General features: G+C 40.1%; 20 protein-coding genes. 11 read left to right on the forward strand and 9 right to left on the reverse strand.

All coding sequences use genetic code 11. The features are described from left to right. Positions 1-29 precede the first annotated feature (29 nt). From DK924_RS05990 to DK924_RS06000, 3 genes are all read right to left on the reverse strand, one after another. A complete protein-coding gene (locus DK924_RS05990) occupies positions 30-446 on the reverse strand; it encodes a SufE family protein (RefSeq protein ID WP_109874600.1) in 417 nt (138 codons plus the stop codon). A 12-nt stretch (positions 447-458) separates the two neighbouring features. After that, positions 459-1,685: an aminotransferase class V-fold PLP-dependent enzyme gene (locus DK924_RS05995; protein WP_109874601.1), complete on the reverse strand. Its 1,227-nt coding sequence runs from the start codon at positions 1,683-1,685 to the stop codon at positions 459-461. A 114-nt stretch (positions 1,686-1,799) separates the two neighbouring features. After that, entirely contained in the window at positions 1,800-3,086 is a 1,287-nt protein-coding gene (locus DK924_RS06000; protein WP_010390127.1) for a citrate synthase, read from the reverse strand. 406 nt (positions 3,087-3,492) lie between these two features. Between DK924_RS06000 and sdhC the strand changes: the two genes are divergently transcribed. The 8 genes from sdhC (at position 3,493) to sucD (ending at position 13,350) form a co-directional block, all read left to right on the forward strand. Further along, a complete protein-coding gene (gene sdhC / locus DK924_RS06005; protein ID WP_010390126.1) occupies positions 3,493-3,870 on the forward strand; it encodes a succinate dehydrogenase, cytochrome b556 subunit in 378 nt (125 codons plus the stop codon). Continuing rightward, complete coding sequence (gene sdhD, locus DK924_RS06010) at positions 3,861-4,208, forward strand: succinate dehydrogenase, hydrophobic membrane anchor protein (RefSeq protein WP_010390124.1); 348 nt, start codon at positions 3,861-3,863, stop codon at positions 4,206-4,208. Before sdhC ends, sdhD begins: the two co-directional genes overlap by 10 nt. Continuing rightward, the gene (sdhA, locus tag DK924_RS06015) at positions 4,209-5,981 is read left to right on the forward strand and encodes a succinate dehydrogenase flavoprotein subunit (RefSeq protein ID WP_008112088.1); all 1,773 of its coding nucleotides are present in this window, start codon (positions 4,209-4,211) and stop codon (positions 5,979-5,981) included. It abuts the gene before it with no gap. A gap of 10 nt (positions 5,982-5,991) precedes the next feature. Next, a complete protein-coding gene (locus DK924_RS06020; protein WP_010390121.1) occupies positions 5,992-6,708 on the forward strand; it encodes a succinate dehydrogenase iron-sulfur subunit in 717 nt (238 codons plus the stop codon). An 86-nt stretch (positions 6,709-6,794) separates the two neighbouring features. After that, complete coding sequence (gene sucA / locus DK924_RS06025) at positions 6,795-9,614, forward strand: 2-oxoglutarate dehydrogenase E1 component (protein ID WP_075169173.1); 2,820 nt, start codon at positions 6,795-6,797, stop codon at positions 9,612-9,614. Between the two features lie 3 nt (positions 9,615-9,617). Continuing rightward, positions 9,618-11,135 carry a 2-oxoglutarate dehydrogenase complex dihydrolipoyllysine-residue succinyltransferase gene (gene odhB, locus DK924_RS06030; RefSeq protein ID WP_109874602.1) on the forward strand — a complete coding sequence of 506 codons (1,518 nt, stop codon included), beginning with the start codon at positions 9,618-9,620 and terminating at the stop codon, positions 11,133-11,135. Between the two features lie 176 nt (positions 11,136-11,311). Beyond that, positions 11,312-12,478, forward strand: coding sequence for an ADP-forming succinate--CoA ligase subunit beta (gene sucC / locus DK924_RS06035; protein ID WP_008464053.1), 1,167 nt, complete (start codon positions 11,312-11,314; stop codon positions 12,476-12,478). Continuing rightward, entirely contained in the window at positions 12,478-13,350 is an 873-nt protein-coding gene (sucD, locus tag DK924_RS06040) for a succinate--CoA ligase subunit alpha (RefSeq protein WP_008464054.1), read from the forward strand. The genes sucC and sucD overlap by 1 nt, the downstream gene beginning before the upstream one ends. Positions 13,351-13,416: 66 nt before the next feature. On the opposite strand, the gene DK924_RS06045 is transcribed toward sucD, so the two are convergent. Next, positions 13,417-14,487 (reverse strand): DUF3083 family protein, encoded by a 1,071-nt coding sequence (locus DK924_RS06045; protein ID WP_054200998.1) that lies wholly within the window; start codon positions 14,485-14,487, stop codon positions 13,417-13,419. 216 nt (positions 14,488-14,703) lie between these two features. Between DK924_RS06045 and glnS the strand changes: the two genes are divergently transcribed. Then, positions 14,704-16,368 (forward strand): glutamine--tRNA ligase, encoded by a 1,665-nt coding sequence (gene glnS / locus DK924_RS06050; RefSeq protein WP_109874603.1) that lies wholly within the window; start codon positions 14,704-14,706, stop codon positions 16,366-16,368. Between the two features lie 64 nt (positions 16,369-16,432). Here the strand turns inward: glnS and fur are convergent, their stop codons facing one another. The 5 genes from fur to DK924_RS06075 form a co-directional block, all read right to left on the reverse strand. Beyond that, on the reverse strand, positions 16,433-16,876 hold the full coding sequence (gene fur / locus DK924_RS06055; protein WP_010390113.1) for a ferric iron uptake transcriptional regulator: 444 nt from the start codon (positions 16,874-16,876) through the stop codon (positions 16,433-16,435). A 181-nt stretch (positions 16,877-17,057) separates the two neighbouring features. Next, positions 17,058-17,585: a flavodoxin FldA gene (gene fldA / locus DK924_RS06060; RefSeq protein WP_008113772.1), complete on the reverse strand. Its 528-nt coding sequence runs from the start codon at positions 17,583-17,585 to the stop codon at positions 17,058-17,060. Positions 17,586-17,598: 13 nt separating this feature from the next. Next, complete coding sequence (gene ybfE, locus DK924_RS06065; RefSeq protein ID WP_008113775.1) at positions 17,599-17,877, reverse strand: LexA regulated protein; 279 nt, start codon at positions 17,875-17,877, stop codon at positions 17,599-17,601. Between the two features lie 2 nt (positions 17,878-17,879). Then, positions 17,880-18,101: a DUF2788 domain-containing protein gene (locus DK924_RS06070; protein ID WP_008113777.1), complete on the reverse strand. Its 222-nt coding sequence runs from the start codon at positions 18,099-18,101 to the stop codon at positions 17,880-17,882. A gap of 95 nt (positions 18,102-18,196) precedes the next feature. Next, positions 18,197-18,964, reverse strand: a complete 768-nt coding sequence (locus DK924_RS06075; protein WP_109874604.1) for an alpha/beta fold hydrolase — start codon at positions 18,962-18,964, stop codon at positions 18,197-18,199. Between the two features lie 314 nt (positions 18,965-19,278). On the opposite strand from DK924_RS06075, the gene seqA reads away from it, so the two are divergent. Both seqA and pgm read left to right on the forward strand, forming a co-directional pair. Further along, entirely contained in the window at positions 19,279-19,863 is a 585-nt protein-coding gene (gene seqA, locus DK924_RS06085; RefSeq protein ID WP_010390110.1) for a replication initiation negative regulator SeqA, read from the forward strand. Positions 19,864-19,872: 9 nt separating this feature from the next. Then, a complete protein-coding gene (gene pgm, locus DK924_RS06090) occupies positions 19,873-21,510 on the forward strand; it encodes a phosphoglucomutase (alpha-D-glucose-1,6-bisphosphate-dependent) (protein WP_109874605.1) in 1,638 nt (545 codons plus the stop codon). The last annotated feature ends 78 nt before the right edge of the window (positions 21,511-21,588 follow it).

The following is a 21,588-nucleotide window of genomic DNA, read 5'->3' on the forward strand; positions in this document are numbered from 1 at the left end:
GATTACACATCATATTGTTAAAAAAGCGCTTAACGCGTTTTTTGTTTAGCTAAGGTTTGTATTTTTTCAACCATGGCTTTTACTCCATTGCCTCGAGAAGCGCTTAAGTGGCTAATTAAGCCAAGCTTTTCAAATTCTTCATAGGCATTAATGTTTAACACCTCTTCTGGTGTTAAACCGTTATACAGCGCTAAAATTAACGCCAATAAGCCTTTTACTATGCGCGTATCAGAATCACCAATCACAACCAACGCATTCTCGGTTAGGTCAAATTCAACAAACATCCACACTTTACTTTCACAGCCTTGCACGAGCGCATCGTCGGTTTTTAATATATCGGCTAATGGCGGGAGTGTTTTACCAAGCAACATAATTTCACGGTATTTCTGTTGCCAGCTTGCACTGTTTTCAATGTTTTTACTTACCAGTTGATATGTGTGAGTCATTATTTATCCAAATTAGTCTAATAAAGCGATGCATTCTTTAAGCGCAGTAATAAATTGGTCTACATCTTTGGTCGTATTATAAAATGCAAAACTTGCTCTGAGTGAGCCATTTAGTTGCAAATGAGTCATTAATGGCTGCGTACAATGATGACCACTTCGTACTGCAATACCATAACCGTCAAGTAAAGTTGCCAGATCATACGGATGTTCATTTTTATAATTAAAGCATAATGTACCAATGTTCGATTTTAGGTCGCTATAGATGCAAATACCATCTATTTCCCTCAGTGCGTTTGCTGCATAAATAAACACCTGCTGTTCATACTCTTTTAATTCTTGCTGATTGAGCACCATTAAATACTCAAGCGCCGCACCAAAGCCTAAAACACCGGCTATATTTGGCGTCCCAGCTTCAAATTTAGCGGGAGCGTCACGATAAGTGCTTTGCGTTAGGGTCACTTTTTCAATCATTTCACCACCTGTTTGATAAGGCAATAATGCATTTAACGCACTATAGCGGCCATACAAACCGCCTAATCCAGTTGGCCCCAGCATTTTGTGAGCTGAAAACACGTAGAAATCACAATTAAGCGCTGTTAAATTAGGTCTTAAATGAAGGGCGCCTTGTGCGCCGTCGACTAAAGTTAACGCATCTACTGCCTTCGCAGCGGTTATCAGCGGAGTTAAATCGGTAATATTGCCCAGCGCATTAGAGGCGTGAGTGATTGCAAGAAGTGCAGGTTTGGTGTGTTTAATCACGTCACAGCACTGTTTGATATCAAAAGTGGCATTGTCATTAAGTGGCAACGCTTTTAACGTTGCACCAGTGTATGCCGCGAGTTCTTGCCATGGCACAATATTCGCGTGATGCTCGATTGGGCTAATTAAAATGGTGTCGTCTGTTGTTAATGTATTTCTTAGGCCATGTGCAACTAAGTTAATCGCCTCAGTAGCGCCTTTAGTCCAGACAATTTCATTACCGCTTACCTGAAAGTAATCAGCAACGCGTTGACGTACTTGCTCATAAGCCGCTGTAGCTTGCTCACTCAGCGTATGACGACCGCGGTGAACATTTGCATTCTGTGAGGTGTAAAACTGTGTGGTGACGTCAATCACACATTGTGGCTTTTGTGTTGTTGCAGCTGAGTCTAAATAAACCAAAGGATTGCCATTGATTGTCTGATTTAGAGTAGGGAAATCATTACGGATTTTTTTAGGATCAAACGAGGACACAGACATAGGCTCATAAAGTTAATCAATTCGGGCAGGAATTGTAATCTGTTTAAGATAATTCTCAAGTAGCATGTAATAAAAAAGGCCGCAGAAGCGGCCTTTTAAAACTAACTTTAAAGCTTAGCGCTTGTCTGTAGCTTTATAATCACGTGTTGTTTCACCTGTGTAAAGCTGACGTGGACGGCTGATCTTGTGACCAGGCTGAGAAAGCATCTCGTCCCAGTGTGAGATCCAACCTACAGTACGTGCCATTGCAAAAATTACAGTGAACATACTTGTAGGAATACCAATCGCTTTTAAGATAATACCTGAGTAGAAATCTACGTTAGGGTAAAGTTTCTTCTCAACAAAGTACGGGTCTTCAAGTGCAATTTGCTCAAGTTTCATTGCAATATCAAGCAATGGATCTTGAATATTAAGCTCTGCTAAAACTTCATGACATGTTTGACGCATTACTGTTGCGCGTGGGTCGAAGTTTTTGTAAACACGGTGACCAAAGCCCATAAGACGGAAAGGGTCCGCTTTATCTTTTGCTTTTGCTACATATTCGTCGATGCGATCAACTGAACCAATTTCTTCTAACATGTTTAAACATGCTTCGTTAGCGCCGCCGTGAGCAGGGCCCCAAAGTGATGCAATACCCGCAGCAATACATGCATAAGGGTTAGCACCAGAAGAACCAGCTAAACGAACAGTTGACGTTGAAGCATTCTGTTCGTGGTCAGCATGAAGCATAAAGATTTTATCCATTGCTTTAGCTGTTACTGGGTTCACTTTGTATTCTTCAGCAGGTACAGAGAACATCATGTGTAAGAAGTTTTCTGCATAGCTTAAATCATTGCGTGGATATACAAACGGTTGACCGATGTTTGTTTTGTATGCCATTGCCGCAATTGTTGGTAATTTAGCAACTAATTTAATAGCGCTTGTCTTACGTTGAACTGCATCAGTGATATCAAGATCTTCATGGTAAAAAGAAGATAATGCACCAACCACACCACATAGCATTGCCATTGGGTGTGCATCAAAACGGAAACCTTGGAAGAAGTTTGCGATTTTTTCATCTAGCATTGTGCTACGAGTGATTTTTGTAGCAAAATCATCGTATTGCTCTTTAGTTGGTAACTCACCGTTTAATAGTAAGTAACATAACTCAACGTAGTTAGAGCTCTCTGCTAACTGCTCGATCGGGTAACCACGGTGTAATAAAACACCTTTACCACCATCGATGTAAGTGATGGTAGATTCACAAGAACCAGTCGACATGAAACCTGGGTCATAAGTAAAGTGACCATGTGAGCCGAGTGTACGTACATCAATTACGTCTTGGCCAGCAGTACCTTGATAAATTGGAAGTTCGATTGGATCTAGCCCATCAATATGGACTGTGGCTTTCTTATCTGCCATCTATGTATCTCCTATTAAGATAACTATTCTGATTTTTATATTCTAAAATCTATTCTAAGCACATCTTTACATTTTAACGTGAAAGAGGGGTATAAAGTCAATTTTTATAAGTATTATGCACATATGTATAATAAATATTCGGTATAGATTGAATATTATACCATTGGCTAATTCGCAAACGACTCAAAGTAAACAAGAATTGTAAAAGAGTCTCCGGCTATATATACTAACGGAGGTTTTTAACCGATTTGTATTTGGGTAAACTTTTTTTTACATAATATTTTTCATAAAAAGTGAACTTTATTAGTACTAATACGTTTATTTTGATAGTTCCACCAGAAACATTTGGTGGGTTTTAGAAAAACAAGTAGATGAGCCCCACTGCGGGCAAGATGGGCAAGTAACTGTGAAAAAGCAAAGACCTGTAAATCTAGATCTAACAACTATATCTATGCCGGCAACGGCTAAAGCTTCAATTTTTCACCGCGTCACCGGTGTTGCATTATTTTTTGCTTTAACGTTTGTCATTTGGGCTTGGTCAGAGTCTCTTTCTTCAGCTGAAGGTTTTGAATTCGTCAAGGGTCTGTTTAACGGATTCATTGCCAAATTTATAGCTTGGGGCACCCTTTCTGTATTGGGTTATCACCTTATCGGTGGTATCCGTCACATCATTATGGATATGGGGCATTGGGAAGAACTTGAATCAGGCAACACTAGCGCTAAAATTGCAATGGCACTTGGCGTTGTGTTTGCTGTATTGGCAGGGGTGTGGATATGGTCTTAAATCAAGCAACTCTTAAACGTGATGGCGTACAAGATTTTGTATCTCTACGCACAACGGCATTAATAATCAGTGCATATGCAATTTTTATTATTGGCTATTTTTTAGCAATGCCAGAAGTCACATATGACGCCTGGACAGGCCTATTCTCTAACCTAGCAATGAAAGGGGCGACATTAATCACCCTAGTTTGCATTATGGTTCATACCCGTATCGGCCTTTGGCAGGTTCTAACCGACTATGTAAAGGACGCTAAATTGCGTGCTTTCTTAGGCTTTGTACTAAACCTAATGGCTGTCGCTTACGTAGCTGTAGGTTTAATCGTTTTATGGGGTGTTTAAGTGAAATATTCTGTTCGTGAATTTGACGCCGTAGTAATTGGTGCAGGTGGTGCAGGTATGCGCGCTGCTCTTGCTATTACTGAATCTGGCAAAACATGTGCACTAATCTCTAAAGTTTTTCCGACACGCTCACACACTGTATCTGCTCAAGGTGGTATTACAGTAGCGCTAGGTAATTCGCATGAAGATAACTGGGAATGGCATATGTATGATACCGTTAAAGGTTCCGATTTTATCGGTGACCAAGACGCTATCGAATACATGTGTAATACAGGCCCAGAAGCTATTACTGAATTAGAAAACATGGGCTTACCATTTTCTCGTTTTGAAAATGGCCGTGTTTACCAACGTCCTTTCGGTGGTCAATCGAAAAACTTTGGTGGTGAACAAGCTGCACGTACCGCAGCAGCTGCTGACCGTACTGGTCACGCATTATTACACCTTCTTTATCAACAAAACGTTAAAAATAAAACAAATGTATTTTCTGAATGGTATGCACTTGATTTAGTTAAAAACGATAATGGCGATGTAGTAGGTTGTACAGCGATTGAAATTGAAACAGGTGAAATCACTTTCTTCAAATCAAAAGCAGTTGTGTTAGCTACCGGTGGTGCAGGTCGTATTTTCGCATCAACAACTAATGCTCACATTAACACTGGTGACGGTGTTGGTATGGCGACTCGTGCTGGTATTTCTATGCAAGACATGGAAATGTGGCAATTCCATCCGACAGGTATTGCAGGTGCTGGTACGCTAGTAACTGAAGGTTGTCGTGGTGAAGGTGGTTATCTTTTAAATAAAGATGGCGAACGCTTCATGGAACGCTATGCACCAAACGCTAAAGATTTAGCATCTCGTGACGTTGTTGCCCGTTCAATGATGACAGAGATTCGTGAAGGTCGTGGTTGTGATGGTCCTTGGGGTCCTCACCTTAAGTTGAAACTTGACCACTTAGGCGAAGAAACGCTTAACTTACGTCTTCCAGGTGTATGCGACCTTGCTAAAACATTTGCTCACGTTGATCCTGCAAAAGAACCAATTCCAGTTATCCCAACATGTCACTACATGATGGGTGGTGTGCCAACTAACGTAAATGGTCAAGTACTTAATATCGATGCCGCTGGTAACGAAAAAGTAGTACAAGGTTTATTTGCTGTTGGTGAGATTGCATGTGTATCTGTTCACGGTGCTAACCGCTTAGGTGGTAACTCATTACTTGATTTAGTTGTATTTGGCCGTGCTGCTGGTAATTTCTTAGGTAAATACCTAAATGACGTTGAAATTTCTAAAGCGGCTTCTGAGTCTGATTTAGAAGCGTCTTTAGCTCGCTTTAATCGTTGGGAAAGCTCAACAGTTGGTCAAGGCGAAGACCCAGTACAAATCAAGAAAGACCTACAACAGTGTATGCAGCTTAACTTCTCGGTATTCCGTGAAGGTGACTCAATGGCAACTGGTCTTACTGAGCTTAAAGAAATTCGTGAACGCTTACAGCATGCACGTCTTGATGATAAATCATCAGACTTCAACACCATGCGTATTGAATGTTTAGAATTAGACAACTTAATGGAAACAGCTTACTCAACTGCAGTAGCTGCAAACTTCCGTACTGAAAGCCGTGGTGCACACTCTCGCTTTGACTTCCCAGATCGTGATGACGAAAACTGGTTATGTCACTCAGTATTTAATCCGGTAACGGATGAAATGAGCAAGCGTAAAGTAAACTACGAGCCCAAGCTACGTGAAGCATTCCCACCTAAAGCACGTACCTACTAGGAGCGAGACGATGGCACAAGTACAATTTTCAGTTTATCGTTACAATCCGGATGTTGACAACGCACCTCGTATGCAAGAATACACTTTGCAAACTGAGGAAGGCCAAGACATGATGGTATTGGATGCACTTTTATTATTAAAAGAGCAAGATCCTACATTATCATTCCGTCGTTCATGCCGTGAAGGCGTGTGTGGTTCAGACGGTGTAAACATGAATGGTAAGAACGGCTTAGCATGTATTACTCCTTTATCTACGCTACAAAAAAATGGCAAAGGTAAAATCGTAGTACGTCCATTACCGGGACTTCCTGTTGTTCGTGACCTTGTTATTGACATGAGTCAGTTCTACACTCAATACGAAAAAGTAAAACCGTATCTAATAAATGACGAGCCTGCTGCAGGCGAACGTCTTCAATCTATTGAAGAGCGTGATAAATTAGATGGGCTTTATGAGTGTATTTTATGTGCATGTTGTTCTACATCGTGTCCTTCTTTCTGGTGGAATCCAGATAAGTTTATAGGTCCAGCAGGCCTTCTTCATGCTTACCGTTTCTTAGCTGATAGCCGAGATACTGCAACAGAAGAGCGTTTAGCTGACTTAGACGATGCATTCAGTGTGTTCCGTTGCCACAGTATCATGAACTGTGTTAGCGTTTGTCCTAAGGGTCTTAACCCTACTAAAGCAATTGGGCAAATAAAATCTATGTTATTAAACCGCTCGGTTTAATTTCTAGTAGACGAAAGATGGCTAATATTTATTAGCCATCTTGTTATATAACTATTAATTTCTGCGCTAAAAAAAAGGGCTTATAAATGCACGAAGGTGTGATGAAGGCATGGCTAGAATCTTCACATTTAAACGGCGGTAACGTTGCTTATGTTGAAGAGCTTTATGAAGCGTATTTAGACGATGCGACTTCGGTGCCAGAAGAATGGCGAGAAGTGTTCGAACAATTACCAAAAGTTGATGGTGTGGATGTTGAAGTAAAACATTCAGAAGTTCGTTCACAATTTGCGGCGCTTGCTAAAAACAAGCATAGAGAAGTAGTGGTAGCAGAGGGCAGTGGCGGCGACCTTAAACAGGTTAAAGTTCTGCAACTTATTAATGCTTTCCGTTTTCGTGGACACCAAAATGCAAACCTAGATCCACTAGGTATTTGGCAACGAGAACGTGTACGAGATTTAGAGCTAGAATACCACGACTTATCAAATGCTGACTTTGACCGCGAATTTAACGTAGGATCGTTTGCCGTAGGCCGCGATACTATGCCTTTAGGTGAGTTATACCAAGCACTAAAAACTACTTATTGTGGTTCTATTGGCGCAGAGTATATGCACATCACATCAACAGAAGAAAAACGTTGGTTACAACAGCGTTTAGAGTCTGTTCAGTCTAGGCCAAAATTCGATAAAAATGAAAAGCTACGTATCCTTAAAGGATTGACAGCGGCTGATGGTCTTGAAAAATATTTAGGGGCTAAGTTCCCGGGTGCTAAGCGTTTCTCACTTGAAGGTGGCGATGCGTTAGTTCCTATGCTTAAAGAGCTTATACACCGCGCGGGTGAAAGTGGCCAAAAAGAGGCCGTAATCGGCATGGCTCACCGCGGACGCTTGAACGTACTTGTGAATGTACTTGGTAAAAATCCATCAGAATTATTTGATGAATTTGCTGGTAAACACAAAGATACTTTAAGCTCTGGTGATGTTAAGTATCACATGGGTTACTCTTCAGATTTCGCGACCAAAGGTGGCAATGTGCATATGGCACTTGCGTTTAACCCATCGCACTTAGAAATCGTTAATCCTGTGGTTATGGGGTCTGTGCGCGCACGTCTTGATCGTCTAAACGACAAAACTGGCAGCAAAGCACTTCCTATTACTATTCACGGCGACTCTGCAATCGCAGGTCAGGGTGTAGTACAAGAAACGTTTAACTTATCACAAACTAATGCATTTAGTTGTGGTGGTAGCATTCGTATTGTTGTTAATAACCAAGTTGGTTTTACTACAAGCAAGCAAGACGATGTTCGCTCTACTGATTACTGTACTGATATTGCAAAAATGGTTCAATCACCAATCTTCCACGTAAACTCTGATGATCCTGAAGCGGTTGCGTTTGTTACGCAGTTAGCGCTTGATTTTAGAAACCAGTTTAAACGTGACGTTGTGATTGACCTTGTTTGTTACCGTCGCCATGGTCATAACGAAGCTGATGAGCCTAATGCTACACAGCCTGTTATGTATCAAAAGATTAAAAAACATCCAGTCCCTCGCTTAATTTATGCAGATCAGTTAATTTCGGAAGGTTCCTTCACAGAAAACGAAGTGAAAGCACTTGCTGATGATTATCGTAATGGCTTAGATGATGGCAACTGTGTAGTTGAAGAAATTCAACCAGAAACGTCACATTCTTCTGATTGGGCTAAATACGTTGGTCATGATTGGAATGTTGACTACGACGCGAGCGTTTCTGTAGAGAAACTTAAAGAGCTTGGTAACATTGTCGCAAGCTACCCTGAAGACCACAAAGCGCAATCTCGTGTTAAGAAAATATACGATGATCGCAAAGCTATGGCAGCCGGTGAAAAAGCACTTGATTGGGGTATGGCAGAGACTTTAGCGTATGCAACTATTGCAGCTGAAGGCACTGATATTCGCCTAACAGGTCAAGACTCTGGCCGTGGTACCTTCTTCCATCGCCATGCCGTTGTTCACGGTCAACAAGACGGTGCAACATACTTGCCACTGCAAAACATTAGTGAAGATCAAGGTACGTTTGAAGTATTTGATTCGGTGCTATCTGAAGAAGCGGTATTAGCGTTTGAATATGGTTATGCAACAGCAGAGCCGACTTCACTTGTTTTATGGGAAGCGCAATTTGGTGATTTCGCCAATGGTGCACAAGTTGTTTTTGACCAATTCTTAAGTTCAGGTGAGCAAAAGTGGGGTCGTTTATGTGGCCTGACATGTTTGCTACCACATGGTTATGAAGGCCAAGGTCCTGAGCATAGCTCTGCACGTCTTGAGCGCTTTTTACAGCTGTGTGCTGATCATAATATGCAAGTATGTGTACCATCTACACCTGCACAAGTTTATGCAATGTTGCGTCGTCAATCGGTTAGACCTCTTCGTCGCCCATTGATTGTTATGACGCCAAAATCATTGCTTCGTCACCCATTAGCTACATCATCGCTTGAAGAACTATCAGAGGGCGTATTCCACAATGTGATCGATGAAATTGATGATATTGATGCTAAGAAAGTAGAACGTGTTGTATTTTGTAGTGGTAAAGTTTACTACGAATTATTACAAGAGCGTCGTAAACTTGAGCAAGACAACATTGCTATTGTTCGTGTTGAACAGTTATACCCGTTCCCACATGACGAAATGAAGACGATTATTGAGCGTTATCAGCATGTTACTGATTTTGTATGGTGTCAGGAAGAGCCGCAAAACCAAGGTGCTTGGTATTGTTCTCAACATCACTTTATTGATGCAATTCCACAAGATGCAAAATTAAAATATGCTGGTCGTAAAGCTTCAGCATCACCTGCATGTGGTTATATGTCAGTACATACTAAAGAACAACAAGCGCTCGTTGCCGACGCGCTTACTATAGAAAAGAAAGGATAAGCAATGAGCACAGAGATTAAAGTTCCTGTTCTTCCTGAGTCGGTTGCAGATGCTTCCGTTGCTACATGGCATGTAAGTGTTGGCGACAAAGTAAGCCGTGACCAAAACTTAGTAGATATTGAAACAGACAAAGTGGTTTTAGAAGTGGTTGCACAAAACGATGGTGTAATCACTGAAATTTCACAAGAAGAGGGTGCTACGGTACTTGGCGACCAAGTGATCGGTTTAATTGGCGATGCAGATGAAGCACCGGCAACTAAAGAGTCAAAAGAAGATGACTCAGCATCAGATAAATCAGAAGACGCGCCAGCGGCGCAATCAGCACCAGCATCAGAAGGTAAAGAAGTGGATATTAAAGTACCTGTACTTCCAGAATCAGTTGCAGATGCAACAATTGCTACTTGGCATGTTCAACCAGGTGACGCGGTAACACGCGACCAAAACTTGGTAGATATTGAAACAGATAAAGTTGTACTTGAAGTTGTTGCCCAAGAAGACGGCGTTATGGGTGAAATAATCCATGACGAAGGCGATACCGTTCTTGGTGAGCAAGTAATTGGTAAGGTAAAAGCAGGCGCTGCACCAGCTAAATCTGAAGCTAAAGCGGATGCACCAGCAGCCAAAGAAGAAGGCTCAAGCGATAGTTCAGATGTGTTAACGCCATCAGTGCGTCGTTTAATTGCTGAGAAAGGCCTTGATGCTTCAAAAATAAAAGGTTCAGGTAAAAATGGCCGTGTGACTAAAGAAGATGTAGATCAATTCTTAAAAGCACCTGCTCCAGCAGCAAAAGCAGAAGCAGCACCAGCAGCACCAATGGGTGACCGTACTCAAAAACGTGTGCCTATGACACGTTTACGTAAAACGATTGCTAATCGTCTTCTTGAAGCGAAAAATTCAACTGCAATGTTAACAACGTTTAACGAAGTTAATATGAAACCAATTATGGATCTTCGTAAGCAGTACCAAGAAGTATTTGAAAAGCGTCACGGTATCCGTTTAGGCTTCATGTCTTTCTATGTGAAAGCGGTAACTGAAGCGTTAAAGCGTTTCCCAGATGTAAATGCATCAATTGATGGTGATGATATTGTTTATCACAACTATTTCGACATCAGTATTGCTGTTTCTACGCCACGCGGCCTAGTAACGCCAGTACTTAAAGATTGTGACAAATTATCAGTTGCAGAAATCGAAAAAGGTATTCGTGAACTAGCTCTTAAAGGTCGTGATGGCAAGCTAACACTTGACGACATGACTGGCGGTAATTTCACTATTACTAACGGTGGTGTATTCGGCTCATTACTATCAACACCAATCATTAACTTACCGCAGTCTTCAATCTTAGGTATGCACAAAATCCAAGATCGTCCAATGGCTGTTAATGGTAAAGTTGAAATCTTACCTATGATGTATTTAGCGTTATCTTACGATCATCGCCAAATCGATGGTAAAGAATCAGTTGGTTTCTTAGTAACAATTAAAGAGTTACTTGAAGATCCAACACGTTTACTGCTAGATGTTTAATTAAGTAGTATGAAATATAAGCTGTGAGTTAAAATCACAGCTTTTTTTTTGCGCCTAAGGTCATACTGGGGTTTTCATGTAGCGCCATGAGATCTATACTAGGCACGCAATTTGGGATAGTTGTTTATTTGCATAAATATTCAGCTCTTTTAATATAAAAAATTGGATAAAGCATCATGAATTTGCATGAGTATCAGGCAAAACAACTTTTTGCCGAATATGGTTTACCAGTTTCTCAAGGTTTCGCTTGCGATACACCTGAAGAAGCTGCAGCAGCTGCTGAAAAAATTGGCGGCGATATGTGGGTTGTTAAAACTCAGGTTCACGCAGGTGGACGTGGTAAAGCTGGCGGTGTAAAGCTAGTTAAAACTATCGACGAAGTTAAAGCGTTTGCAGCTAACTGGTTAGGTAAAAACCTAGTTACTTACCAAACAGACGAGAAAGGCCAGCCAGTTGCTAAAATTTTAGTAGAAAGCTGTACAGATATCGCAAACGAACTGTACCTAGGTGCTGTTGTTGACCGTGCTTCTCGTAAAGTTGTGTTCATGGCGTCTACTGAAGGCGGCGTTGAAATTGAAACTGTTGCTGAAGAAACACCAGAACTTATCCACAAAGCTGAGATTGATCCTTTAGTAGGTCCTCAAGCTTACCAAGCTCGTGAGCTTGGTTTTAAATTGGGTCTTAACCCAACACAAATGAAACAGTTCGTTAAGATCTTTATGGGTCTTGGCAACATGTTCAACGATTTCGATTTCGCATTACTTGAAATCAACCCACTAGTAATCACAGATGAAGGTAACCTTCACTGTCTAGATGGTAAAATTGGTATCGATGGTAATGCACTTTACCGTCAACCTAAAATCCGTGAAATGCACGATCCATCTCAAGAAGATGCACGTGAAGCTCACGCAGCAAGCTTCGAGCTTAACTACGTAGCCCTAGATGGTAACGTAGGTTGTATGGTTAACGGTGCAGGCCTAGCAATGGGTACTATGGACATCGTAAACCTACACGGTGGCAAGCCAGCTAACTTCCTAGATGTTGGTGGCGGCGCGACTAAAGAACGTGTTTCTGAAGCATTCAAAATCATCCTTTCAGATGACAACGTTAAAGCTGTTTTAGTTAACATCTTCGGCGGAATCGTTCGTTGTGACATGATTGCTGAAGGCATCATTGGCGCAGTTAAAGAAGTAGGTGTAACAGTTCCAGTAGTTGTACGTTTAGAAGGTACTAATGCTGAATTAGGCCGTGAAGTACTTGCTAAGTCTGATCTTAACATCATCGCTGCTGAATCATTAACAGACGCGGCTGAAAAAGTTGTTGCTGCTGCGGAGGGCAAATAATGTCTGTATTAATCAATAAAGATACAAAAGTTATCTGTCAAGGTTTCACTGGTGGTCAAGGTACTTTCCACTCAGAGCAAGCGCTTGAGTACGGTACACAAATGGTTGGTGGTGTAAGCCCAGGTAAAGGCGGTCAAACGCACCTTGGTCTTCCAGTATTTAACACAGTACGTGACGCTGTAGAAGCAACAGGTGCAACTGCATCTGTGATTTACGTACCAGCACCTTTCTGTAAAGATGCAATCTTAGAAGCTATCGATGCTGGTATCGAGCTGATTGTTTGTATCACTGAAGGTATTCCTACACTTGATATGGTTGACGTTAAAGTTAAACTAGATCAAACAGGTACTCGTATGATCGGTCCAAACTGTCCAGGTGTTATCACTCCTGGTGAGACTAAGATTGGTATCATGCCTGGTCACATCCACAAGCCTGGTAAAGTAGGTATTGTTTCTCGTTCTGGTACGTTAACGTACGAAGCAGTTAAGCAAACTACAGATGCTGGTTTTGGTCAGTCTTCTTGTGTTGGTATTGGTGGTGATCCAATTCCTGGTACTAACTTTATCGACGTTCTAGAATTGTTCGAAAAAGATCCACAAACTGAAGCAATCGTAATGATTGGTGAAATTGGTGGTACTGCAGAAGAAGAAGCTGCAGAGTACATCAAAGCTAACGTTACTAAACCTGTTGTTTCTTACATTGCTGGTGTTACTGCACCAGAAGGTAAGCGTATGGGTCACGCTGGCGCAATCATCGCTGGTGGTAAAGGTACTGCTGATGAGAAATTTGCTGCATTAGAAGCTGCGGGCGTAAAAACTGTACGTTCACTTGCTGAAATCGGTAAAGCACTAAAAGAAAAAACAGGCTGGTAATCAGCGTTTATTCTTTAAAAAAGGCTCGCAATTGCGAGCCTTTTTGTTATCTAGAGTTCAGATTAATTAATATGGGTAACTTATATGCTGAAAAAAGCGCACAGATAAATCTTGGCGTTGCTTATTAATTGCTAACTCCTCACATAAGCCATGTATGGCTTTTTCAACTTGATTCATAAAACGACCATAGCCAATTTCATGTTTATTATGCTCAGCTGCAACAATGACAAAATGCAGTGTTTCGACTAATTTATCGGCTTCAAAAAATACTTTTATTTGCGGGGTTGAGTCTTCTATATCAAAACTTATTTTTTGTAGCTCTTCATTTCCTTCATTTCTATCGACTTGGCTGTTGCGTATTATTGGCATTGCGCCATTAGCAACCATTGCAGCGTGGGTGAGTTTATTGTCTTCACATAACTGGGTAAATAGTTTTGAAAAGTGGGTGTAGAACGGCTGATAAGTTTGGCTGTTAATCTCACTTTGAAACTGCGTTTTAATATTACGAGTTATCGGTATCGAAAAAGTGACATAGGTCATTTCTGCGTGTGTGCTTGGTATCTCGCATTGTCTTGATTGATAACGAGGATATAAACTTCTTAATTTATAACCGTAACTTTCTTTATTGCCTTTTTCTTTAGCGAATAAATCATAGGTCAAATGCTGATGATCACGCAATTTAAAGCTCGGTTGCTCTACAAATAATTGCTGTTGTAAAAGATCCAATACTTTTTGTACATTATTATGAAATTGGGCGGAGTGAGCGCGAATATCATCCCCAGTGGCTAAAAACAGTAAGCGAATCTTTTTGCTTTGCTGATCTTCGGTGTAATGAAGTTTATGTGCTTCATGGTAACGAGGATTATAGAAAAACAACATTTGCTTATCGGTTTCAAGTTGATAAGACTCATCATGAAATCGCACGACCGGCAGTTTATCATTGGCGAGTAAATGCACATTGTGAAGTTCATATTCATCACAAGCAGCAAATAGTTGGCGAGCAATACGCTGATAACACGCATTAATATTACTAAAGCTCTTATAAAACTCATCGTTTGGCGTGATTTCAGCTAATAAATAATGGTTTGCTCTAGCATTGCTTGGGATATAAACACGGTGTTGATTTAATGAAGCCATCTTTCGTTCCTGTAAGTTGGGTTTATTTTTATACTATAGAATGCTTTGATGACTTAAATATTGCGCTAAAACAAATTTTGTTCATAAACTATCCCTTATTAAACAAACTTTGTTAATTACCAACATAAACCCGTATCTATTACTGTATGTTACGCTTGGTTTTTGTAATAATGCATTAGTTTTGTTATCACGCAATATACAGAGGTTTATACTCCTATGGCGGAAATCGAGAATCGCCCAAGTAACTTTATTAGAACCCGAATTGATGAAGATTTAGCAAGTGGAAAACATGCTACAACGCATACCCGTTTTCCACCAGAACCGAATGGCTTTTTACATATTGGCCATGCAAAATCAATTTGCCTAAATTTTGGTATCGCCAAAGACTATAACGGTTTATGTAACCTTCGTTTTGACGATACAAACCCAGAAAAAGAAGATATTAACTACGTTAATTCAATTAAAGAAGACGTACAGTGGTTAGGGTTTAATTGGGATGGTGAGATTAAATATTCGTCAAACTATTTTGACGTGCTTTACGGCTATGCAGTAGAGCTAATTGAAAAAGGTTTAGCGTATGTGTGTTTTTTAACAGCCGATCAAGCACGTGAATACCGTGGCACATTAAAAGAGCCAGGTAAGAATAGCCCTTATCGCGATACTTCGATTGAAGAAAACCTCGTATTATTTGAAAAGATGCGTAATGGCGAATTTAAAGAAGGTGAATGTGTTCTACGTGCTAAAATTGATATGGCCAGCTCATTTATGGTGCTGCGCGATCCAATTATTTACCGCGTTCGTTTTGCACATCATCACCAAACAGCTGATAAATGGTGCATTTACCCAATGTACGACTTCACGCATTGTATTTCTGATGCGCTAGAAGGTATAACACATTCATTATGTACCTTAGAATTCCAAGATAACCGTCGTCTTTACGACTGGGTTCTTGATAATATCAGCCTTGAGTGCCACCCACAGCAAATTGAATTTTCACGGTTAAACCTTGAATACACAATTATGTCAAAGCGTAAGCTTAATGACTTAGTGGTAAATAACAAGGTAGAAGGGTGGGATGACCCGCGTATGCCAACGATTGCGGGTCTTCGTCGTCGAGGTTATACACCGGCTTCAATTCGTGAGTTTTGTTTACGTATTGGTATTACTAAACAAGAAAATATGGTTGAAATGGGTATGCTTGAAGCGTGTATCCGTGATGATTTAAACGAAAATGCACCGCGTGCGATGGCTGTACTTGATCCGGTTAAAATCGTGATTGAGAATTATGAAGCCGACACTGTTGAAACATTGTCAGTTGCTAATCACCCAAATAAAGAAGAAATGGGTCGTCGTGATGTGCCTTTTACCCGTGAAATTTTTATTGAACGTGAAGATTTCCGCGAAGAAGCAAACAATAAGTTCAAACGTTTAGTACTTGATAAAGAAGTACGCTTACGTGGCGCTTATGTAATTAAAGCAGAGCGTGTTGAAAAAGACGATAACGGTGAAATTACCACTATTTACTGTACTTACGATCCTGAAACATTAGGTAAAAACCCAAGCGATGGGCGTAAAGTAAAAGGGGTGATCCATTGGGTATCTGCACCAGAGTCGGTAACAGCAGAAGTGCGTTTATATGACCGTTTATTCAGTGTTCCTAATCCTGCAGCAGCAGAAGATTTTGAAAGCACATTAAACCCAGAGTCGTTAGTTGTTATTAATAATGCAAAACTAGAACCTTCACTGGCAAATTCACAGCCTGCGCAAGGTTTCCAGTTTGAGCGTACTGGTTACTTCTCTCGTGATAGTAAATCTGAGAATGTGGTATTTAACCAAACTGTGGGTCTGCGCGACTCATGGGCTAAAATAGATCAGAAGTAATTCTGTTCTATTTTAGACACAAAAAAACCTGCTTTTAGCAGGTTTTTTTATGCAATTAATAAAATTAACTGTTGTTTTGTGCAAACGCCTTACATGCGTCTTTATCTTCACACTCACCGTATAGGTAAAGAGAGTGGTTAGTTAGCTTAATACCGTTTTCTTCAGCAATCTCGAGTTGACGACGTTCAATTAAGTCATCTTCAAACTCAACAACCTTGCCACACTTTAAACACACTAAGTGGTCATGGTGAGTACTGCCAGAAAGTTCAAATACAGACTTACCACCTTCAAAATGATGACGGCTAACAATACCCGCATCATCAAATTGATTTAAAACACGGTAAACAGTCGCAAGACCAATTTCTTCGCCTAGATCTAATAAAACCTTGTAAACATCTTCAGCGCTTATGTGTTGGTTATCTGGAGATTGAAGAATCTCTAAAATTTTAATACGCGGTAAAGTTACCTTTAGCCCGGCTTTTTTAAGTTCCAAGTTATGATCAGTCATTAAATCTGTCTCAATTTTATTTAGTTATACTAGACATCTTGCAAGATGTACTCGTCACAATAACAGTTAGGATAACGTGCCTTTGCAGGAAGTGCAAAGAACAATTGATCTATATCAATATTAACGCGGAAAATGCTAACTGTTTGATAATATTTTAAACAGTTAGCATAAAAAGGGAGGGTTAATCTGCTAACTCACTTAAGCACATTTCATCATATACCTGAGCGCACCATTGTTTAACGCGTTGCTCAGTCAATTCAGGCTGGCGGTCTTCATCAATACCTAAGCCAACGAAATGCTTGTCATCCGCCATACCTTTTGATGCTTCAAAATCATAGCTGTCAGTTGGCCAGTGACCAACAACAATAGCACCACGCTCTGTTACGATATCGTTGATCATACCCATTGCATCTAAGAAGTATTCTGCATAGTCTTCTTGGTCGCCACAGCCAAAAATAGCCACTAGCTTACCTTCAAAGCTTACTTCTTCAAGCTCAGGAAAAAAGTCATCCCAATCACACTGCGCTTCGCCATAGTACCAAGTTGGAATGCCGAATAAGATCAGATCAAATTCAGCTATCTCTTCTTTAGAGCTTTTTGCAATGTCATGCACAGCAACGAGCTTTTTACCCAATTCTTTTTGGATCATTTTTGCTACGTGTTCTGTGTTACCTGTATCACTTCCGAAAAAAATGCCTACACTTGCCATGGATTTAAACCTTTTATCTATCAATAGCCAATCTTTCTTGTAAAATTGTTTCGATCAACGCACTACGGCTAATATTTTGTGCATCTGCCATATCACTCAAAGCCTGATACAGCTGTGACGAAACTTTAAACTCAACACGCTTTAAGCCACGTGCTTTATCTCTTTTTATTTGATTACGTTTATTGACCTTTAACTGCATATCCCGTGGAAGGGGATTGGTTTTCGGCCTACCTGGACGTTTCTCGTATTCAAATAAATCAAGCGTTGTTCTATCTGTTTCTGACTTGGCCATGCTTAACCTACACCCGCACCTTGCCAAAATACCTGAATAAGTCCTTTGGCAATAAAGCCAGAGCAACCTAAAAAAAGTACCAGCCACACAATATAACGACCAAATTTAGGCACATTGCCGCTTTTCAGTACGTCTTTAATTGCCAAGCCGATAAAAATAAAAATACCTGCTAAGCCAAAATACAACCCTAAGGTATCAAATTCGTTAATAAACTGACTGACCATCGACGTATAACCTTTAAATTAAACGGCGCGTACTATAGCACATAAATCTTTAATTATTTAGTGTGATAAATCAAAAACACGCCACAAAAATAACATTAAACTGCAGTTAAAAAATCATTGATTGCTTTGTTTACAGCCTGTGGTTTTTGGGCATGCAACCAATGACCCGCACCATGGATGATTTTTGCACTTACATTTTTAAACAGCGAATTAATTGCTTCACGGTGCTCAGCTAATATGTAGTCAGAGTCATTACCTTTAATAAACAGAGTTTCGCATAAACAAGAATTATTTGCATTAATGTTGTCGGTAATTGTTGAATATTTATTATCAAGCACTGACAAATTGAATCGCCATACAAATTTCCCTGCATCATTTTTATATAAACTCTTCAATAAAAACTGACGTACTCCTAACTCTTCTATATACGGTTGCATTACTAAATCAGCTTGCTTTCTATCACTAATATCGGCATTTTTTACTGCATTTAATGCCTCAATGATTTGGGTATGACGAGCCGGGTAGCTAACTGGGGCGATATCAAGTACCACTAATTTATTGACCAATTCGCTATGGGTTAATGCAACTTGCATTGCCACTTTACCGCCCATGGAATGCCCTACAAGGTGGGCTTTTTGTATTTTCAATTTCGCCATTAATTCCACAATGTCATTTGCCATGGCTCGGTAATCCATTTCATCACTGTGTGGGGAAAGGCCGTGGTTACGTAAATCGACATTGGTTACGCAAAAGTGTTCACTTAATGGTTTTGCAATCACATTAAGGTTTTCTAATGAGCCAAACAGTCCATGGATCAAAACAACATCAGGACCTTGACCAATTTGTTTGTAATTTAATTGCATAAACGTCTCCCATAATTTTGCGCATAGTTTGCCGAGCATTAACTAAAAAAGCAAAAAATACAGATATTATTTAAACGCTGGATGCAAAATACCTAGCTCTCTGATTATTTGGTCATTATTAATTATAGTTATGTTAAGGCAGTGAGGGTTTAAAAGCGATTTATACTCGTCATAGCTTTTAATAATAGAACGACTATTATTTGCAATATTGTCTTGCCTAATATCGCTTTTAATTCCAACGACGCTCGCATCTTGAGGTGATTTGGGTATAATCATATCGAAAGAAAAATGTGACCCGTAATGACAGGAAGAACATGAAACAAATCGACATAGACGACGAGTTATATCAGTACATTGCTAGCAATACCCAGAGTATTGGTGAAAGTGCATCGACTATTTTACGTCGTTTATTAAATCTCAGCGGCGAAAAAATTCACACTACAAAATCAGACACTGATCATAAAAATGAAACTGTTAGTGTGTCTAATCCATCTGAAGAACAACAAGTTGCTGCCGTTGAACAGCCAGCCTCTGTGGCGAAACCGCCGGTAAATAAAAAGAATGCGAACGTATTTAATATTTTAAATAAAGAAGAGCTGGCAATGCAAAAAGGTGTTGTTGGTCGTTTCTTATTTATATTAAGTGCATTTTACCGAACGCACAAAACTGACTTTTCAGCAGTGCTTGATATCAAAGGCCGCGATCGTGTTTATTTTGCGACCAGTAAAGAAGACTTAGTGAATAGCGGTAGTAGTATGAACCCTAAAAACATCACCGATAGTGAATATTGGGTGATGACTAATTCAAATACTACACGTAAAAAAATGATGCTGCATGAAGTTGCACTTAGCTTGGGCTATAGCAATGAGCAAGCTGAAAAAATTCGTGATTATCTTTAAGGAAATACCATGGCAATTCATTCCGGCGCAGGGAAAACTGCACCACAATCGGTTTTAGTGAATGTACCAAAGTTAGTGTCTGCGTATTATTTAAATGAGCCTGATCTAGAGCAAAACCCTGAGCATTGTGTTGCCTTTGGCACCTCAGGGCATCGTGGTTGTGCATATGATGTGAAATTTAATGAATCCCACATATTATCCATCACCCAAGCTATTTGTGATTACAGAAAGCAAAACGATATATTTGGCCCATTATTTTTGGGTAAAGACACCCACGCATTAAGCGAAGCCGCCTTTAACTCAGCGATAGAAGTGCTGGTTGCTAACGAAGTGCAAGTGATCACCCAAGAAAATGGCGACTTCACACCAACGCCGGTAATTAGCCACGCTATTGTTAGTTATAATAAAAATCACCCAAATGAATTAGCCGATGGTATTGTTGTTACTCCGTCTCATAATCCTCCTGAGGATGGCGGGTTCAAATATAACCCACCTAATGGCGGCCCTGCAGATACAGATGTAACAAAATGGATTGAAGATAGAGCCAATCAGCTTTTAATGGAAGACTTAGTTGAAGTAGAACTGTTTCCATTTGCTAAAGCGTCGCGTTCTGGTTTTATCCGCTATGAAGATTTAATGACACCGTACATTAATGATCTTGAAAACATTGTTAACTTAAAAGCGATTAGTGATGCTGGTATTAAAGTAGGTATCGATCCATTAGGTGGTTCAGGCATTAACTTTTGGCCAGTGATTGCGAAAAAATACAATCTAGATTTAACCGTTGTAAATGACAGTGTTGATCCGCGTTTTGCATTTATGCCACTTGATAAAGATGGCAAAATTCGTATGGATTGCTCATCACCTTATTCAATGGCGAATTTAATTGCCCTTAAAGATGATTTTGATCTATCGATAGGCAATGACCCAGATTATGACCGTCATGGCATAGTAACACCTGATGGATTAATGAATCCAAATCACTTTTTAGCAGTAGCCATTGATTACTTACTAACGCATCGTGACTGGGATGCCAGCGTCGAAATTGGTAAAACCCTCGTTTCTAGCTCAATGATTGATAAAGTCACTGAGCGTAATAAGCGTAAAGTAAAAGAAGTACCTGTTGGTTTTAAATGGTTTGTTGAGGGGTTAAATAAAGGCAAGTTGGCTTTTGGTGGTGAAGAAAGCGCTGGGGCAGCCTTCTTACGTTTTGATGGCACCGTATGGTGTACAGACAAAGATGGCTTTATCATGGGGCTACTTGCTGCTGAAATTCTTGCAGTTACAGGTAAAACACCGTCTACGTTATATAAAGAACTAGAGCAAGAATTTGGTGCACCAATTTATAAACGTTTAGATGCGCCAGCGACGCCTGAGCAAAAATCACGTTTAAAAGCGCTCAGTGCTGACGATGTTAAAGCCGATACCTTAGCCGGTGAGCCAATTATGCAAAAACTTACTCATGCGCCAGGTAATAATGCAGCAATTGGTGGATTAAAAGTAGTAACTGAAAGTGGCTGGTTTGCTGCTCGTCCGTCAGGTACTGAAGATATATATAAAATATATCTAGAATCATTTAAAGGCGAAGAGCATTTAGCCTTATTAGAAAAAGAAGCTAAAAAACTGGTTGATTCAGTAATTAGCTAATCTGCAATTAAAATTAAAAACGGCTGATTTATTCAGCCGTTTTTGTATCTACAATTTATAAAACAAAAAGGGCTTTAT

Origin of the sequence: Pseudoalteromonas sp. meg-B1 (assembly GCF_003173795.1) — a bacterium.
Lineage (GTDB): Bacteria > Pseudomonadota > Gammaproteobacteria > Enterobacterales > Alteromonadaceae > Pseudoalteromonas > Pseudoalteromonas undina.

Coding starts and splice junctions, on each gene's coding strand:
- DK924_RS05990 (WP_109874600.1), bottom strand. CDS start 446: ATGACTCACACATATCAACTGGTAAGTAAAAACATTGAAAACAGTGCA.
- DK924_RS05995 (WP_109874601.1), bottom strand. CDS start 1,685: ATGTCTGTGTCCTCGTTTGATCCTAAAAAAATCCGTAATGATTTCCCT.
- DK924_RS06000 (WP_010390127.1), bottom strand. CDS start 3,086: ATGGCAGATAAGAAAGCCACAGTCCATATTGATGGGCTAGATCCAATC.
- sdhD (WP_010390124.1), top strand. CDS start 3,861: ATGGTCTTAAATCAAGCAACTCTTAAACGTGATGGCGTACAAGATTTT.
- DK924_RS06020 (WP_010390121.1), top strand. CDS start 5,992: ATGGCACAAGTACAATTTTCAGTTTATCGTTACAATCCGGATGTTGAC.
- sucA (WP_075169173.1), top strand. CDS start 6,795: ATGCACGAAGGTGTGATGAAGGCATGGCTAGAATCTTCACATTTAAAC.
- odhB (WP_109874602.1), top strand. CDS start 9,618: ATGAGCACAGAGATTAAAGTTCCTGTTCTTCCTGAGTCGGTTGCAGAT.
- sucC (WP_008464053.1), top strand. CDS start 11,312: ATGAATTTGCATGAGTATCAGGCAAAACAACTTTTTGCCGAATATGGT.
- sucD (WP_008464054.1), top strand. CDS start 12,478: ATGTCTGTATTAATCAATAAAGATACAAAAGTTATCTGTCAAGGTTTC.
- DK924_RS06045 (WP_054200998.1), bottom strand. CDS start 14,487: ATGGCTTCATTAAATCAACACCGTGTTTATATCCCAAGCAATGCTAGA.
- glnS (WP_109874603.1), top strand. CDS start 14,704: ATGGCGGAAATCGAGAATCGCCCAAGTAACTTTATTAGAACCCGAATT.
- fur (WP_010390113.1), bottom strand. CDS start 16,876: ATGACTGATCATAACTTGGAACTTAAAAAAGCCGGGCTAAAGGTAACT.
- fldA (WP_008113772.1), bottom strand. CDS start 17,585: ATGGCAAGTGTAGGCATTTTTTTCGGAAGTGATACAGGTAACACAGAA.
- ybfE (WP_008113775.1), bottom strand. CDS start 17,877: ATGGCCAAGTCAGAAACAGATAGAACAACGCTTGATTTATTTGAATAC.
- DK924_RS06070 (WP_008113777.1), bottom strand. CDS start 18,101: ATGGTCAGTCAGTTTATTAACGAATTTGATACCTTAGGGTTGTATTTT.
- DK924_RS06075 (WP_109874604.1), bottom strand. CDS start 18,964: ATGCAATTAAATTACAAACAAATTGGTCAAGGTCCTGATGTTGTTTTG.
- seqA (WP_010390110.1), top strand. CDS start 19,279: ATGAAACAAATCGACATAGACGACGAGTTATATCAGTACATTGCTAGC.
- pgm (WP_109874605.1), top strand. CDS start 19,873: ATGGCAATTCATTCCGGCGCAGGGAAAACTGCACCACAATCGGTTTTA.